The organism is Candidatus Accumulibacter vicinus (assembly GCF_000584955.1).
GTDB lineage: Bacteria > Pseudomonadota > Gammaproteobacteria > Burkholderiales > Rhodocyclaceae > Accumulibacter > Accumulibacter vicinus.
Window position 1 is genome coordinate 23,898 of record NZ_JDSS02000039.1, and the last position, 590, is coordinate 24,487.

The window sequence follows — 590 nt, forward strand, 5'->3', positions numbered from 1 at the left end:
GCGACGGCGGAAAATTCAAAGCGAATCAGCCCGTCCACGGCAGGGTCAAACCCGGCCAGCGTGATGGCCGCCAGCATCGTTTCTGCGGTCGATCCTTCCGGCTGCGCCGGGCGACTGCCGGTCAGAAACTCCAGCGCACCCCCGGTCAGCAGGGCCGCAATGGCGTCGGCGGCGGCGTTGACCGCAGTGGTCGTGCGGCGGGTGGCGGTGGTCATGGCAGAGGACTCGGAAACAGCCGATCCCAGTAGTCGCCGATCACCAACGACCCGTCCGGCAACGGCGCGGCATAGGTCAAGGCGGCGTATTCGCGCCCTTCCAGCAGATGATCGAATACGACGACCCCGGCGCTATCGGTAATGGCTTCCCGGCACACGACTTTTTCGGGCACCGCCATCAACAACACCCGCTTGCGGGCCAGGAACAGATCGCCGCTGCCTGCCGGATCGCCCGCCACCCGCGCCCGCACTACATCACCGGTCAAGCGTCCGCGCCCGCCGCATTGCGCATCCACTACGATACGACTTAACGCCAATCGGCCCGCCATGCGCTATCTCCACGGCCCGGTGATGTCCACCGCGCAGGCATAAGGA

The 590-nt window shown here is 66.3% G+C and carries 2 protein-coding genes; both read right to left on the bottom strand.

The features are described from left to right. The coding region (locus CAPSK01_RS17435) for a hypothetical protein (protein WP_034929686.1) at positions 1 to 215 on the bottom strand (215 nt) is incomplete at its 3' end. Further along, the gene (locus CAPSK01_RS17440) at positions 212 to 544 is read right to left on the bottom strand and encodes a hypothetical protein (protein ID WP_034929687.1); all 333 of its coding nucleotides are present in this window, start codon (positions 542 to 544) and stop codon (positions 212 to 214) included. The genes CAPSK01_RS17440 and CAPSK01_RS17435, both read right to left, overlap by 4 nt. Positions 545 to 590: the final 46 nt, after the last annotated feature.

Coding starts and splice junctions, on each gene's coding strand:
- CAPSK01_RS17440 (WP_034929687.1), bottom strand. CDS start 544: ATGGCGGGCCGATTGGCGTTAAGTCGTATCGTAGTGGATGCGCAATGC.